We start from the raw sequence: 15090 nt of genomic DNA on the forward strand, positions 1-15090 counted from the left end.
CTATGCTATCGTCACTAAATTGCTATAAAAAAATAACCTCTATCAGCGCAGCTCTGCTAATAGCTACCATCGCGTTGTCAGCGACTGGCTGTAACACAACATCAGAGTTCAAACCAACGGCTAGCGTAATGGTTGGCGCACACAAATCGCTATAACGCTGGCGATTATTATAGTTAGCAGGCACACATTCAGTCATCTTTTTATATAAGCAGAACATACCATGTCCTCGACTTTACCACTACACGTTTTACGCGTTGCTGGCGCTTTGGCTATAGCAACTACTCTTGCGGCTTGTCAAACCAATACTGTTGGTACTCCTTCGTCAGCGGATGGAAACGCGCTTGTCCAAAATCCAGCCATGCAAGGTGCGGCGCAGAGCAAGGTAAATCAAAATCCAGACAGTAAGGACGATCAGCAGTCGTCAGCGTTGTCCATGGATATGTCAGGTCGGCATGAGTATCAGTTAGAAAACGGTCTAAAGATCGTGGTAAAAGAAGACCACCGCGCACCCGTCGCTATGACCCAGATTTGGTATCGAGTGGGGTCGACAGACGAGCCGCTTGATAAAGGCGGACTCTCGCATTTGCTAGAGCATATGATGTTCAAAGGCACCTCTAATGTATCGAGTGACGATTATGAACGTTTGATCGCCAAATTTGGGGGTGTTAACAATGCCTTTACCAGTTATGACTATACGGGTTACTACGAGCTATTCCCAGCCAACCGCATGCCGCTAGCGCTAGAGCTCGAAGCCGATCGAATGAAAAACTTAATCTTCGATGACAAAGAATTTACCAAAGAGCACCAAGTGGTTATGGAGGAGCGACGCCAACGTACCGATGACAACCCACTTGCCAAAGCTTATGAATCATTCCGATTGTTGGCGCTGCCTGATAGTCCAAAAGGTGAATCTGTCATTGGCCCTATGAGCGAGCTTGAATCGATTACGCTCCCAGAGCTAAAAGAGTGGTACAAGACTTGGTACGCACCCAACAATGCGACCTTGGTGATAGTCGGCGATGTCGACCCAACAGAAGTATTGGCGCAAGTCAAACGCTACTTCGGTGATCTCAAACCAAGCAATCTGCCCAAACGCCCTGCTGTCAGTCAAAAAGGCTTTCGTGGTTATCAGCAAGTTGAGTCTGAACAAGCGGTACAAGTACCTGTTTTGCTGATGGGTTATAACGTGCCCAGCCTCGTCACTGCCGGCACAGCCAATGAAAAACAAGCTTACGCGTTATCGTTGGCACAAGACGTATTGGATGGTGGTCTGTCTGCTCGCTTAGAGAGCCGACTGATACGCGAACAAGGCCTGCTCACCACAGTTGGCACCTCTTATGACTTGCTCGATCGCGGCGATGGACTGTTTTTAATTCAAGCGACACCGCGTGAAGGTGTTAGCTTAGAACAAGCGCAGCAAGCCATACTCTCTGAAATAGAAAAGCTTAAAACCGATCCTATTGCTGCTGACGAAATCAGTCGTGCCAAAACCAATACAGTCACTGGATTGGTCTATGCGCAAGACAGCATGGAAGGTCAGGCACGCATGATTGGCTCGCTACAGTCTATCGGTCTCGATGACAGGCTGCTTGCCGAATTACCAGCCAAGCTCGATGGTGTCAAAATCTCTGATATTCAAGCGGCCAGTAAAAAGTACTTGGTCAAAGATAATTTGACCGTCATGCATGTGATACCGCCTACTGAGCAAGCGTCTAAAGAAAAAGCATCTACAAAGCAAATAAGCCAAAAAATGGTAAGCAAAAACAAATAATAACAACATGCTGTCAATATTTTCACTGATAAGCCAATGCTAAAGACCTTATTAATAAGAAGAAAGCCATGACTCAGACTACTTTTCTCATAAATACAAAAAAAAGCCCTTCATTGCCATTAGTAAAGCGCAAATTTGAACCTCATTTCGAACTTAGATTTAAACAGCGTTCCTACTTGAGCCTAGGTATATTGTTAGGTTTGACGATATTGACGACCACCGCTCAGGCAGATACCACTGGTAGCGAAGACTTTCGCACGCCATCAGCTGCCGTTGATATAAATGCACCGATAGCCGCACTATCAACACTCACAAGTGTCGCTGATGCCAAGCCATTAAAAGTCACAGTGCCAACCATTCAACAGTTCGAAACCAAAGCTGGCATCCCTGTGCTTTTTGTACGCACCACTGCCCTGCCCATTGTTGATATTGATTTACGCTTTAATGCAGGTAGTGCCCGAGATGGCAGCATACGCAAAGCCGGTTTTGGCATCGCCAATATGACTGCTACTATGTTGGAACAAGGCTCTAAAAGCTTAAATGAAAATGAGTTCACCCGCGCTGTTGAAACCTTGGGAGTGAATTTGAGCAGTAGCGCCTATAAAGATATGTTTATCGTCTCGCTACGCAGCTTGTCCGATGACAAACATCTACTGCCTGCCGTCGACTTGATGACTCAAATGCTAAATGAACCGGCGTTTGATGCAGATATCCTAGCACGTAACAAAGCGCGACTCTTAGTCGGTTTGCAGCAGCAAAAACAAGACCCCAATAGTCTTGCGAGCATTGCTTTTAACGAAGCCTTATATGGCGACCATCCTTACGCGCACCCTTCCGTTGGTACGCTCGACAGTGTACCGAGTATTGAAAGAAAAGAATTGCTCGACTTCAAAAATCGCTATTTGGTGGCGGCAAATGCTTCTATCGCGATGACGGGTAATTTGACTTTAACCCAAGCCAAAAAACTTGCTGACGATATCACGGCTGACTTGCCGGTCGGCCAAGCAGCGACAACACTACCTGAACCCAAACCACTGACAAAAGCGCAGCATATTCACATTCCTTTTCCCAGCACCCAAACGACCGTACTTATGGGGCAACTGGGCGATAAACGTGCCACCGATGCTATCGCACAGCAGAAACAGACCAACTTTGCCGTGGGTAACGAGGTGCTGGCAGGCGGTGATTTCAATGCACGGTTGATGACCGAAATCAGACAAAACCTTGGCTATACCTATGGTATTTCAGGCTCAATGAGCCCGATGCTAGCGCGAGGTCCTTATCAGATTGGGTTTTCGACACGTAATGATAAAGCCCGCGCTGCCATTGACGCCAGCTTAGATGTCATTAATGATACATTGGACAATGGTATTACTAGCACTGAGATGCGCTTGACGACTGACAATTTAAAGAACAGTTTTCCAATGGGTTTTGCCAGCAACGCCGGTATCAATAGCTTATTGGGAATGATGAATTTTTATCAATTGCCAAAAAATTATCTGACCAATTATGTGAGTCGTATTGACCAAGTACAATTATCAGAGGTTAATAAAACCATGCGCGATACGCTCAAGCCGTATGATTTTTTGATTGTCACGGTTGGACAAGAGGATCCTTGGAAGACTAATAAATAATGCTTATCAATAATAATGAGGATCAAAAAAAGCACTTATAAAAGTGCTTTTAGGCAAATTATTAATATTAATTATTGAAAGCAACTATATGAAATAGAGGAAGAAGAATAGACAATAGAAAAATAAAGGACGACGTTACAAGTACTCACTATTATGTAAAGTAATCAGCTTCAGTCAAGTTAGCTAGTGATAGTGATGTTCACGTCATAGCTTAAATGCTCGGGTTTATGAGTCACTCCGACATAATTTAAACGAATCACATGCTTATCATAAGATTCGACTTGATAAGAACCATTGGCAAAGTTATGCATGGTTGGCACAATTAGCAACGTCTCGATTTGATCGGTATTGATATCAATGTTTATGCTTTGACCCCTCTCTGGGTATAAGTAATAATCGCAATAATTCGATATCATAACCTCCGCAGTACGGACAATAGTGTCATCGTCGACGTTTTTTTGTAGCAGTTTTGGGCATACATCAGGACGTTTAGCAGCGAGAAGCGCATAAGAGTTTCTGATATTTTCTTCGACGTCTTTTGCATCCGAGGCATTTACGTTAGGCAAACTATTTTCAGAAGCAGTGTTCGGGCTACAGGCGCTAATAAACAGAAGAGACAAAATCACCGAGCAACATAGCCCTGTATACATCTGAGTTGAGCGCAAAGTGCTTTTTTTCGGTTTTTCTGATTGCTTTGAGCCTTCTACTCTTAAGTACCACTTTTTCATAGATTCCACTTACTATAAACTAGGCTATATTTTTTTGACATAATACAGCATAGTTGACTGAGATAAAAAGTGATTTGTATAAGTATAATAGGATAACTATATAGTCGGTTCAATTTAAAAGTGGTACAAGGCAACCGAGTGTAGATGTATATTTAATACCTCAAGCGAGGTTAACGCTGTAACGCTTTTATAGTGGATTGACTATAGTCGTTTTGACTATGCGAATAAAACTATTAATAACGACATGATGAACTGCTGCTAGCATGATTAAAGCCCCACTTGCGATAACCCTCAGTATCCAGATGAATAGCACCCGTGGAGTACAGTCCTAGCCCAAAGTTATGAGACTGACCCTGATATTGCCAAAACTGACATAGGCCATCTTGCATGGTACTAAGCAGCCATGGATTATCTTCGTACTCCGGCACCCAAATATCTATAGCACCCGCGGTCATATGTTTGCTGCTACCTGCCCCGCCAGCACAGTCATTGAGTCCAGGACTACGGTAAACTGAGCGTATCTCACTACTAGCAGGTAAAATACCTTGATTCTTTAGCTCACTATACAGTCGTAGTGTGGGAACTATATTGGCCCATAATTCTTGCGGTGGCAGCTGATAAGGCTCATAGCCACATTTATCCCAACTACGTGCCGTCGTAAGCAGCTGAGACAATGGTGGTACATTATGCGCACCCACTCGTGCGTTCAAATAGCGTTGATAATCAGCGACTTGGCTAGCACGGTAGCTATTGCTGTTTAGCCAGCCGTTAAAGTCGATACTGGTAAAATTGTTATAAGTATTGTTACTGGTGCTGTAAGTGGAAGGATAAGTCGTATTATAGCTAGGCGTACGTTTGTTAACATTGACGCGCTTGTTTTCTTCGATGGATAAGCTGGCGTCAAAATCGAAATCACGTTGCTTTTGCTGAATTAGCCCTTGCATGCTATCGCCCGCTATCGCATTTGCTCCACTTAACCTTGTTGCTCCACTTAACCTTGTTGCCCCACTTAACATAGTAACGCCCGAGTTATAGCTTGTCGCGTTCGTGGAAGGCCTGATATAAGCATTACTGCTGCTATTGCCAGTACTGCCTCCTTGACGGACTTCGATACGACGCTCACTATTGTCGCTCACGATAGCCGCATGAACGCTAATACTACTGGCACAAACCAATAGGGCGATAATAGGCTTATGAATCTGCCGATAGGCATGGTTTTTTTTATTGATCATTGCAAGAAGCTACCGCTAAAAACGTTTTATCGATACTATCAAATTTTTGGCAAGCAGGCTAAACTATCGCTTCTAATTCGCAGCCACCTATTCGTAATTAACACTTATCCTCATAATTTTCATAGTTACGTGACTTTATTACTAGTGTGTTACTTTATCTGCTGGCACCTATTGGAATGAACCTCTTGTAATCACTGATTTATCACACATTTATGTCAAATTCGACATCTCTTTTACGCCAATTGCCAGTCACACTTTGCCTATGTCTTCTAATCCGCAATATCGTTTTTCACGTCAGAGCCACCATTTCGGTCAAGGTCATGCGCCGACGCTATGGCAACGTATCCATATCGATCCATGGTTGACCTTGCTTCTATTAACAGTTTGCTGCATTGGCTTAACGATTCTATATAGCGCCTCGACCCAAGACAATAGCATGGTCATACGCCAAATGGTCAGCTATGGCGTGGCATTTACCGTGATGTTTACCATGGCACAAATACCGCCAAGTATTTATCGTACCTTTACGCCTGTTTTTTATGTACTAGGACTCGTTCTATTGGTATTGGTAGACATCATTGGTGAGGTGCGCATGGGGGCACAGCGCTGGATTAACCTGCCAGGATTTGGCAGCGTGCAGCCTTCAGAGTTTATGAAACTTGGTATGCCGATGATGTGTGCCTGGTTTTTGTCTAAGCGCGACCTACCTCCATCAGCATCAAGTATCGCCATCACTTTAGCCTTGATCATCGTTCCGGTGTTATTGATTGCCAAAGAACCTGATTTAGGTACTTCACTGTTAGTTGCAGCCAGTGGCATTTTCGTGCTTTTTTTAGCAGGTCTGTCATGGCGGGTGATTTCGGGCGCGGCCGTCTTAGCGATACCTCTCATCGCCGTCGCTTGGAATTTTTTGTTACACGACTATCAGCGTACCCGAGTATTGACATTACTCAATCCTGAAGCAGATGTACAAGGAGCTGGCTGGAACATCATTCAGTCCAAAACAGCCATTGGCGCAGGTGGACTGACGGGGAAAGGCTATCTAGAGGGCACGCAGTCGCATCTACACTTCTTACCGGAAGGCCATACTGACTTTATCATCGCGGCTTTCTCTGAGGAATTTGGTCTGTTGGGCGTGATGTTGTTGATGTTCGTTTATGCCTGTTTACTCACCCGTGCCTTATATATCGCTTTCACCCATCCCGATGTGTATAGCAGGTTATTAGCAGGCGCGGTCGCCATGTCATTTTTTGTTTATGTGTTCGTCAATGTCGGTATGGTCGGCGGCATTTTACCTGTCGTTGGAGTACCCCTGCCTTTCATTAGCTATGGTGGCACCGCAATCGTCACTTTAATGGCGGGATTTGGGCTGCTGATGTCCATTCATACTCATAAATCTAACTAACCGCCATCATCTAATAACTCTGACGGTAAAAATGAAAAAATAGAATGCGAGTCAGTTTTAATGACCAAAAACTGGCTTTATTTGTAATTAATACTACAGACATTCTTGATATTATCCATTTTCCTCTAAAGCAGTTATCCATCATAAGTTTTTGATATTATTGAATTATTAAAAATAAAATCACTGTCTTTATTCGTCAAAAGCGTGCTTATTGTCAATCTACACTGATAGGTTTTAATCCTTGTTTTTTACAAATAATTGCGTTAACCTCGTTTTACTGTGTTTTGCTACATAACCCGTACAGAGCTACTAACAAACTTAGCATTTAATTATATTTTAGTTATAGCTCATCCGTATAGTTAGCAAATCCGAGATTTCAGGCTTTCAAATCGACTACTTAATTAACGCTTTAATAACAAAGTAATACGTAATACACTTCAAAACGTTTATTAATTTAGCAATACATGGAAGTTTGTTTATCGGATATGATAAATGTCGGTACTGACCATTTAAACTTTAGTTATCCAACTATTAGAGTCGGTACTTAATTAATATTGTTAACTATCATTTGAGCACATCATAAGCATTTCAGTCATTTACTACTGCAACGCATTTATGATAACAAAATGAAAATTATCATATGTTAGACCCTATAAAAGCCATCTTTTGCATCAATCCTGATTAGAATGACCGATTGGTACATAGGCTTTAGAGCTTGCGACACGATTAGATTGGTCTAAGTCTGTCACACTCGATCTAAGATTTTTAGAGTTAGGTTTTAATGTATAAGTTATAGAGGTATTTATGAATAAGCGTTTATCTGGTTTACTTACAATGTCAGTATTTCTATTTGCTGGCTCTGCAGTCGCATCTAATGCCAATGCAGTAGAAGCAAAAACCACCCTTGCAATGATTTCGCAAGATAACGCCTCCCATATCGACCGTGTACTCGGTGAGCTTAGTCGTCAACATGATGGTGCTTCAAGCTTGGTTAAGTCTGCCCGTCAGCCTACCTCATTAGCACTTAGCAGCTCATTATTAGCGAGCGATACCGCCCAAGTAAGCAATGACGAAGATGTGTTAGAGCGTTTAACCGCAGTCGCGTCTAACTCAGTAAGCAAATTTAAGCAAACCGGTTTGGCATCTTGGTACGGCCGTAAGTTTCATGGTCGCAAAACAGCCAGTGGTGATACTTTTGATATGAATGCCCTAACAGCGGCGCATCGTTCACTACCATTAAATTGCTATGTGAAAGTCACCAATAAAACCAATGGCAAAAGCGTCGTGGTAAAAGTTAATGATCGCGGTCCATTCCACGGTAATCGGGTAATGGATTTGTCTTACGGTGCTGCCAAGCAACTAGGTATCACGAGCAAAGGGGTTGGTAACGTTTCGATTGAGCGTGTTTCAGGACCATAGTTCTAAAACAACAGCCTTCTTAATTAGAAACAAAAAACGCCTAACCATGATGAGTTAGGCGTTTTTTTATGTCTGACATTAATCCTTTCTAATACAAAGCTATAAGCCTATCGGTTATAACTCAAACGCGCTTTCGATAGCATCATCGAGACGTTCAACCGCAATCACATTAATGCCTTTAAACTGAGGAGCATCTTTTGCAGGCGCATTGCCCTTAGGAATAATGGCATGTTTAAAACCATGCTTCATCGCTTCTTTCAATCGCTCTTGACCATTAGGGACAGGGCGTATTTCCCCAGACAAGCCCACTTCACCAAACACGGCCAATGATGAAGGTAAAGGCTTTTCTTTAATACTAGAAGCGCAAGCCAATAATACAGCCAAATCAGAGCCTGTCTCTATGACCTTGACACCACCGACTACGTTGACATACACATCTTGTCCGCTGGTATGAATGCCACCGTGTCGATGCATGACGGCCAGCAGCATGGATAAGCGTTGAAAATCTAGCCCCAGCGCCATACGTCTAGGTTGACCTTGCGAATCATCAACCAACGCCTGTACCTCGACCAATAGCGGTCTCGTACCCTCACGACTGACCATAACTACCGATCCAGCCACGGGCTTATCATAGCGGCTCAAAAATATCGCTGACGGATTGGCGACTTCTTTCAGTCCCATATCGGTCATACCAAAAATACCGAGCTCGTTAACCGCACCAAAACGATTTTTAACCGCGCGAATCATCCGAAAGCGGGAGTCCGACTGTCCCTCAAAATACAATACCGTATCAACCATATGCTCAAGCACGCGTGGCCCTGCGAGCGTACCTTCTTTGGTCACATGCCCCACTAAAAATAGCGCAGTGCCCGTCTGCTTGGCATAGCGTGTCAAAATAGCCGCAGATTCTCGAATTTGACTGACGCCGCCCGGCGCAGAATTGATGGCATCTGTATAAATAGTCTGAATAGAATCAATAATAGCGATGGCTGGCTGTTCTTGAGTTAAAGCCGCACAAATAGTTTCGACGTTGGTTTCGGCCAATACCCGCAGCCTGTCTGCTGGCAAATCTAAACGTTTGGCACGCATAGCAACCTGAGCCAGTGACTCCTCACCGGTCACGTAAAGCGCACTACCTGCCAGCGAATCAGCACGAGCCATATTGGTCGCTGTTTGTAATAAGATAGTGGATTTACCAATACCGGGGTCGCCACCTATCAGTACAACAGATCCGGCAACCAATCCACCGCCGAGCACACGATCAAACTCACTAATGCCAGTGGGCAAGCGCGTATCTAGGCCGACGCTGACAGCATTAAGCGGCATGACCGCACTATGGGTACCAGAATAGTTCCCTGTAGGTGTGCCACTGCTGCCTGTGTTACGAGGCGCTGCACGACCAGCATTAGGCTTAGCAGTACTCTTATTATGATGCGGCATACTGACGTTTGGCGCTTCAACCAAGCTGTTCCATTCCCCGCAGTCCGTACACTGTCCTGCCCATTTGCCAAAATGCGCACCGCAATGTTGACAGACATAGCTGCTTTTATTTTTTGCCATAATGTATGAGCCTTATTCAGACAATCAATCAATCAATCAATCAATCAATCAATCATAAAATATCAGAATGCTTTTGTATAAGTGTTTATATAAGAATAGTTTTATAAGGAAGAAGCCGCTTAGATGATATAGTCGATACTAAATAAAATGGATACAAGACATTATCATGCGTGACGGGTACAAATTTTTCTTGCTTGCTGTGCCGGCGCAGACAGAGGCGACAAAAAATTTATACCAGTCACGCTGTCTCTTTTTTATATTGACCTGACTATAGGCTGTGTAGCAGAAATGATAATGAATACGATATAAATCGTGGTCGTTGGCATAAAAAATAGCAGAAACTTTATGCCAACCTATGAATAGTATAAACGAACGAAAACAGCGATTAACTGACCGGTTTATACCTGAAAATCTTTACCTAAATAAACAGATTTTACCAACTCATTATCTAAGACGTCAGACGCTGTGCCTTCAGCAATAATAGCGCCTTCTGAGACGATATAAGCTTTTTCACAAATAGCGAGCGTGTCGCGGACATTATGATCCGTGATTAGTACGCCAATACCACGATTTTTTAGCGTTAATATTACGTCTTTAATATCACCAACAGAAATAGGATCAACGCCCGCAAAAGGCTCATCTAGCAAGATAAACTTCGGGTCAGCAGCCAAGGCACGGGCAATCTCGCAACGGCGACGCTCACCGCCTGACACACTCATCCCTAAAGATTTGCGCACGTGTCCTAAATTGAATTCACCAATCAATTTTTCAAGCTCTTGGCGCTGCTCACTAGCAGTCAATTCTGTACGAGTTTGCAAAATAGCCAAGATATTGTCTTCGATAGATAATTTACGAAAGATTGAGGCTTCTTGCGGTAAATAGCCAATGCCAGCACGAGCGCGTTCATGCATGGCATATTTGGATAAATTCATATTTCCTAGAGTAACGCTACCTCTGTCCATGTTGACCAGACCTACTACCATATAAAAACTGGTGGTTTTACCCGCACCGTTTGGTCCTAACAAGCCAACCACTTGACCTTGATCAACAGAAAATGAGACATCTTTGACGACCCAACGTTTGCCATAACGCTTACCTAAGTTTTTCATACTCAAGCGCTCGACAGGCTTAGCATTGTTAGTGGGGGCTAAAGCGTCAAAACTTTGGTTATCACTCATAATTTACTCATAACTTACGCATAGTGTTGTCGAAATAGTGTTGTCGAAATAGTGTTGTCGAAATTTAGGTGCTGCTACGCAATTGCTGCTATCACTTAGCGTACACCGCTCTGGCTATTGTTGCTGCTGGGTGGGAAAACTAGCTCCACGCGCTGGTTGCCACCAGCAGTCGCTTCTACATCACCTGCCTTTAAGCTATAACGAATGACATTGCCCGCAAAACTGGCGCCATTTTGTACCAGCTTTGCATTACCCGTCAAAGTAATAATACCAGTAATCGCATTGTAGTCGATCTTATTGGCCTGACCTTTCGCCAGACCTTTCTCTTGCGTGACCACTTGCTGCATGGTGGCTGGTCGCCCAGTCGCTACTGCAGAGTTGATACTACGACCCTGTGATAGATTGACCGTGATATTATCAGCGGTCATCTTAAACGTACCTTGAGTAATAACCACACCACCCGAATAACTGGTGACACCGGTACGCTCACTATAAGTAGCTTTATCTGCCAACAGTTTAATCTGCTGATTGGCGTCTGATGGCAGCGCATGACTATATAGTGGTAACGCTAGCAACATGACGACTGGTAGCGTGCGCAGGCTAGAAGAGACTTGCATCGAGCGAGTCGATAATGAGCGCAGAGTAGGCAAAAACTTAGATTTCATAAACATTACTCGTTTTATTATTAGTAGTAGGATTTGCAAACTTCATGCTAGCTATAGTCAATCCCATAGGGCGTCAGACTAACTTTCACTGACTATATGGTTTTGAATATCTCTTTGGGCAAAGATCATTTCAACTAGAATAATGCCTTGTCTTTACGATCAGCAGGAGAAAAATTAACCGCCACTTGACCGAACTCATACTCACCAGTTTCCAGATTGGCTTTCATACTCGATGCTTCAAATCGATTCACCCCTTGCTCAATCTTGACCATTTCATCACTATATACTTGGCCTGACTTGGTGTTACCTTTGAGCGTGCTGCCCGTCACTTTAATGGGTTCAATATCTGATGCGCCATCGGCTTTGTCTTCACTAACTAAGGTAAAACCACCAGACAAGCTCAATTCACCAGTCTGCTGACTGATGGCAGCGCTACCCGCTTCGATACGATAGCGCTGCTCATCTGAGGGCTCCCAATTCATTGTGATGCCTGACATCTCATCTTCGTTAGTTGCCGGATTGTGCGTCAATGATTCAGCAGTAAGCTCATATTCAGTGTCGCCTTGCTCATTGGTTTGCACCGCCTTAATATCAGTCGCTTCATAATCAACATCAGTCGCTTCCATGCTAACTGGCGGCGATATATCTCCTTGCTGCTGAAAAAACCAGCCAGCAATACCAGCAATAATCAACGCTAAAACGATTAAAACACGAGTATTCACGATAAGGTATCCTGAGTTGGTGCCTCATCAAGCGTATAATGCGCGATAAAGTCTTTATAATGACCATGACCTTTTAAGATAAGATCACATATTTCACGTACGGCGCCAGTACCGCCTGCACGTGTAGTCACCATATCGCTGCGCTTAATTACTTCGGCATGGGCATTGGGCACTGTTGCCGCAAATCCCACAGTTTGCATTGCCTTAATATCTGGCAAGTCATCGCCCATATAAGCACAATCAGCCGCTGTGATATTGAGCGCAGGATCAAGGGTAGATAGCAGCTCATTTAAGGCAATCAGCTTGTCATCACGACCTTGCACCACATAATCCACACCTATTTCAATGGCGCGCTTATCCACCATGGGGCTGCTACGACCCGTAATAATAGCAGTCAAAATGCCATAACGTGCTAACGACTTAATGCCAACACCATCGTGCACTGAAAACTCTTTGGTCTCAACACCATTGGCGTCATAGATGATTTGACCATTTGACAAAATACCATCAACATCTAATACCAATAGCTTAACTTGTCCGGCTTTTTTTATTAAGTCTTGCATGAGTTATCCTTTCTTAAAGACTTTCTGGCTCTATAATGCGTGACTGGTACAAATTTTTCTTGCTTGCTGTACCTACGCAGACAGAGGCTACAAAAAATTTATATCAAGCACGCTGTGTCTTTTTTATATTGACCTGACTATAGATAATGCCTACTTAACACCCGCTTGTAGTAAATCATGAACCGTAATAATCGCTTCTAATCGATCTTTCTCATCGATAATCAATAACTGACTGATACCATTTTCATTCATGACACTCAGAGCGTCTGATGCCCGCATGGTTTTGCTGATTCGGCGTGGATCGTGCACCATCACATCGTGCATCGGGGTTTGTAGATCGATGCCTTTTTCTAAACCGCGGCGTAGATCACCGTCTGTGAATACGCCGACAACCTTATCATTATCGTCAGTGACCACTGTCATCCCTAAGCGCCCAGCAGACATAGTAAAGAGCGCCTCTTGCAATGGGGCTTGTTGATTGATAAGTGGCAAATCTTCTGACTTGGTATGCATTAAATCTTCGACGCGAGTGAGCAGTTGACGACCTAGCGCTCCGGCTGGATGCGATAGAGCAAAATCTTCTGAAGTGAAATTACGCGCATGTACTAAAGCCACTGCTAACGCATCACCTAGCGCCAATGTAGCCGTGGTGCTGGAGGTAGGTGCAAGGTTCAGCGGACACGCCTCTTGCGATTTGCCTAGGGTCAACACAATGTCAGCTGCACGCGGTAACATGCCACGCTTATCACGACTGATACTAATCAATGGAATATTTAAGTGCTTAACCACGGGCAGCAGCATCTTAATCTCATCGGACTCACCAGAGTTAGAGATGGCAAGCAGTACATCGCCTTTCACCAGCATGCCCAAGTCGCCATGCCCAGCCTCACCAGGATGCATAAAGAAAGCGGGCGTGCCAGTAGAAGCAAAAGTCGCGGCGATTTTGCGCCCTATCAATCCTGACTTGCCCATACCAGTGACCACCACTCGACCCTTACAAGCCAAAATAATATCGCAAGCCTGCGCAAATCTGTCGTCTATCTGCTCTGTCAGTAGTGCTAACGCTGATATCTCGGTGTTAATCGCTTCGATAGCGGTACTAATATATTGCTCATGGGTCAGATTGCTTTGGCTATTACTCATGCATCAGCTCTATGTTTATAATGAATCAATAAGATATTTTACTATACTCTGGGCGATATTAGTAATGTCCTGCAAAACCCAGCATTAACGTCAAATCGATATCAATGCTAGGTAGTTATTATACGTCTATTTATACAAAAAAAACCCACTATAGCAGCAGGTCTTAGTTAAATATATCAAGTCGAGATAACGCATCTATCTATAGGTAAAATACGTCTTGTCTATTTATCTATGATTGGTTATTTATCTATGATTGGTTATTTATTATCAACTTAGTTGTTATCATCAGATTCGTCACTTGGCTTATTTTCAAAGTTCGCGTTCTCTGCTGGTGGCTCAAATCCACGGTCTTGACCAAATCCGCCACGCTCAAACCCGCGCTCTTGACCCTGTCCAAAGCTACCACGCTCAAAGCCACGATCTTGACCTTGGCTAAAACCGCCACGGTTAAAGCCACTACGGTTCGAGGCAAAACCACGCTCTTCAAAGCCACCGGTGCTAGCAGGGTTGCTACCACGTTCAAAACCTCCACCTTGATAAGCGGCTGGCGCTGCACTTTGAGGCTGGGCACTGGTCGTTGTCGTTGTGCTGCTACGTGGATTACGTGCTGGTACAACCGTCGAGATGGCATGTTTGTATACCATTTGACTCACTGTATTTTTGAGCAATACGACATACTGATCGAATGACTCGATCTGACCTTGCAACTTGATACCATTGACTAAAAAAATAGAGACAGGAATGCGATCTTTGCGCAGCGAGTTCAAGAACGGATCTTGTAAAGTTTGTCCTTTTGACATGAAATCTCTCCTAAATATTATATAATTATGTTTTAAGCGCCAATTATTTTAAGTGTTGCTTGAATTATAATGGCAAAGAGTAGATACAATAATAATTTTTCTTTATAAAACGTATCTAAATAAACATCGGTTCTTCTTAAGTGATTCCACTTTATCGCGAATACATTATTATTGTAAAAAAATTAAGTAACCACTTGTTTCATAAACTGTTTTTACCAACAAACGTTAGACAATAATTATTGGCAAAGTCATGGTGATTCTACAAAATAC

13 protein-coding genes and 1 pseudogene are annotated in these 15090 nt (G+C 43.6%); 4 read left to right on the plus strand and 10 right to left on the minus strand.

Features of this window, described 5'->3' with window-relative positions:
• Nucleotides 1-22: 22 nt before the first annotated feature.
• Nucleotides 23-217, minus strand: coding sequence for a hypothetical protein (locus tag ACMFL8_RS08560; RefSeq protein WP_210539638.1), 195 nt, complete (start codon nt 215-217; stop codon nt 23-25).
• Nucleotides 218-220: 3 nt separating this feature from the next.
• Between ACMFL8_RS08560 and ACMFL8_RS08565 the strand changes: the two genes are divergently transcribed.
• Nucleotides 221-1771 (plus strand): M16 family metallopeptidase, encoded by a 1551-nt coding sequence (locus tag ACMFL8_RS08565; RefSeq protein ID WP_413190693.1) that lies wholly within the window; start codon nt 221-223, stop codon nt 1769-1771.
• 209 nt (nt 1772-1980) lie between these two features.
• The gene (locus ACMFL8_RS08570) at nt 1981-3405 is read left to right on the plus strand and encodes a M16 family metallopeptidase (protein ID WP_413190694.1); all 1425 of its coding nucleotides are present in this window, start codon (nt 1981-1983) and stop codon (nt 3403-3405) included.
• A 179-nt stretch (nt 3406-3584) separates the two neighbouring features.
• Here ACMFL8_RS08570 and ACMFL8_RS08575 read toward each other — a convergent pair whose 3' ends face one another.
• Nucleotides 3585-4133 (minus strand): hypothetical protein, encoded by a 549-nt coding sequence (locus ACMFL8_RS08575; RefSeq protein WP_240215655.1) that lies wholly within the window; start codon nt 4131-4133, stop codon nt 3585-3587.
• A 233-nt stretch (nt 4134-4366) separates the two neighbouring features.
• On the minus strand, nt 4367-5365 hold the full coding sequence (locus ACMFL8_RS08580; protein WP_413190695.1) for a D-Ala-D-Ala carboxypeptidase family metallohydrolase: 999 nt from the start codon (nt 5363-5365) through the stop codon (nt 4367-4369).
• 262 nt (nt 5366-5627) lie between these two features.
• Between ACMFL8_RS08580 and rodA the strand changes: the two genes are divergently transcribed.
• Nucleotides 5628-6770 carry a rod shape-determining protein RodA gene (gene rodA / locus ACMFL8_RS08585; protein ID WP_201592572.1) on the plus strand — a complete coding sequence of 381 codons (1143 nt, stop codon included), beginning with the start codon at nt 5628-5630 and terminating at the stop codon, nt 6768-6770.
• A gap of 1077 nt (nt 6771-7847) precedes the next feature.
• Nucleotides 7848-8189: pseudogene (locus ACMFL8_RS08590) on the plus strand (septal ring lytic transglycosylase RlpA family protein); the annotation flags it as partial.
• A 114-nt stretch (nt 8190-8303) separates the two neighbouring features.
• Here ACMFL8_RS08590 and radA read toward each other — a convergent pair.
• The 7 genes from radA to hfq all read right to left on the minus strand — a co-directional run bounded on the left by radA (nt 8304) and on the right by hfq (nt 14820).
• Nucleotides 8304-9749 carry a DNA repair protein RadA gene (radA, locus tag ACMFL8_RS08595; RefSeq protein ID WP_189581451.1) on the minus strand — a complete coding sequence of 482 codons (1446 nt, stop codon included), beginning with the start codon at nt 9747-9749 and terminating at the stop codon, nt 8304-8306.
• Between the two features lie 398 nt (nt 9750-10147).
• Complete coding sequence (gene lptB, locus ACMFL8_RS08600) at nt 10148-10858, minus strand: LPS export ABC transporter ATP-binding protein (RefSeq protein ID WP_189582532.1); 711 nt, start codon at nt 10856-10858, stop codon at nt 10148-10150.
• Nucleotides 10859-11022: 164 nt separating this feature from the next.
• Entirely contained in the window at nt 11023-11505 is a 483-nt protein-coding gene (lptA, locus tag ACMFL8_RS08605) for a lipopolysaccharide transport periplasmic protein LptA (protein WP_413191387.1), read from the minus strand.
• Between the two features lie 221 nt (nt 11506-11726).
• Complete coding sequence (lptC, locus tag ACMFL8_RS08610; protein WP_413190696.1) at nt 11727-12314, minus strand: LPS export ABC transporter periplasmic protein LptC; 588 nt, start codon at nt 12312-12314, stop codon at nt 11727-11729.
• Nucleotides 12311-12877, minus strand: a complete 567-nt coding sequence (locus ACMFL8_RS08615) for a KdsC family phosphatase (RefSeq protein WP_189581445.1) — start codon at nt 12875-12877, stop codon at nt 12311-12313. Before ACMFL8_RS08615 ends, lptC begins: the two co-directional genes overlap by 4 nt.
• Nucleotides 12878-13027: 150 nt before the next feature.
• Nucleotides 13028-14020: a KpsF/GutQ family sugar-phosphate isomerase gene (locus ACMFL8_RS08620; protein WP_413190697.1), complete on the minus strand. Its 993-nt coding sequence runs from the start codon at nt 14018-14020 to the stop codon at nt 13028-13030.
• Nucleotides 14021-14292: 272 nt separating this feature from the next.
• Nucleotides 14293-14820, minus strand: a complete 528-nt coding sequence (gene hfq, locus ACMFL8_RS08625; protein ID WP_010198110.1) for an RNA chaperone Hfq — start codon at nt 14818-14820, stop codon at nt 14293-14295.
• Between the last annotated feature and the right edge of the window lie 270 nt (nt 14821-15090).

It is taken from the genome of Psychrobacter sp. AT9 (genome assembly GCF_047272965.1).
GTDB classification, from domain to species: domain Bacteria; phylum Pseudomonadota; class Gammaproteobacteria; order Pseudomonadales; family Moraxellaceae; genus Psychrobacter; species Psychrobacter glaciei.

Excerpts from the sequence above, each read along its gene's own strand:
- ACMFL8_RS08620 (WP_413190697.1), bottom strand. The coding sequence starts at position 14,020 with ATGAGTAATAGCCAAAGCAATCTGACCCATGAGCAATATATTAGTACC.
- lptA (WP_413191387.1), bottom strand. The coding sequence starts at position 11,505 with ATGTTGCTAGCGTTACCACTATATAGTCATGCGCTGCCATCAGACGCC.
- radA (WP_189581451.1), bottom strand. The coding sequence starts at position 9,749 with ATGGCAAAAAATAAAAGCAGCTATGTCTGTCAACATTGCGGTGCGCAT.
- ACMFL8_RS08565 (WP_413190693.1), top strand. The coding sequence starts at position 221 with ATGTCCTCGACTTTACCACTACACGTTTTACGCGTTGCTGGCGCTTTG.
- lptB (WP_189582532.1), bottom strand. The coding sequence starts at position 10,858 with ATGAAAAACTTAGGTAAGCGTTATGGCAAACGTTGGGTCGTCAAAGAT.
- ACMFL8_RS08615 (WP_189581445.1), bottom strand. The coding sequence starts at position 12,877 with ATGCAAGACTTAATAAAAAAAGCCGGACAAGTTAAGCTATTGGTATTA.
- ACMFL8_RS08580 (WP_413190695.1), bottom strand. The coding sequence starts at position 5,365 with ATGATCAATAAAAAAAACCATGCCTATCGGCAGATTCATAAGCCTATT.
- ACMFL8_RS08560 (WP_210539638.1), bottom strand. The coding sequence starts at position 217 with ATGTTCTGCTTATATAAAAAGATGACTGAATGTGTGCCTGCTAACTAT.
- ACMFL8_RS08575 (WP_240215655.1), bottom strand. The coding sequence starts at position 4,133 with ATGAAAAAGTGGTACTTAAGAGTAGAAGGCTCAAAGCAATCAGAAAAA.
- rodA (WP_201592572.1), top strand. The coding sequence starts at position 5,628 with ATGTCTTCTAATCCGCAATATCGTTTTTCACGTCAGAGCCACCATTTC.
- hfq (WP_010198110.1), bottom strand. The coding sequence starts at position 14,820 with ATGTCAAAAGGACAAACTTTACAAGATCCGTTCTTGAACTCGCTGCGC.